This is a genomic window from Pseudomonas sp. HY2-MNA-CIBAN-0224 (assembly GCF_040310285.1).
Taxonomy (GTDB): domain Bacteria; phylum Pseudomonadota; class Gammaproteobacteria; order Pseudomonadales; family Pseudomonadaceae; genus Aquipseudomonas; species Aquipseudomonas helleri.
In genome coordinates this window covers 1-242 of sequence record NZ_JBEOPQ010000844.1, presented here as the reverse complement: position 1 = coordinate 242, position 242 = coordinate 1, and the positions used below count along the sequence as shown (strand labels likewise).

General features: G+C 45.0%; 1 protein-coding gene. It reads right to left on the bottom strand.

The annotated features are described in order from the left end of the window. Window positions 1-26: 26 nt before the first annotated feature. Window positions 27-242: hypothetical protein (locus tag AAEZ03_RS28645; protein WP_350583370.1), on the bottom strand; the 216-nt coding region annotated here is incomplete at its 5' end.

Below are 242 nucleotides of genomic sequence, written 5' to 3'. Positions count from 1 at the left end.
CAATTTATCTATTAGCAATAAAAGCTTTACTGAATAGGCAACGCATAGCGGGTGTCATCATGATGCTGAGTCGCAGGCTTCGATACCAAAAAGCCGCCGCGTCCTAAACCACCAAAGCCATCCTCAGATAACGACAAAGGGCTAATATATTGCTTATCTAATTCCAGCTGCATCTCGACCGCCAAGCTCACACCGCACCATTTACGAATAAAATCGATAATGAGGCGATACATATCCCCTGC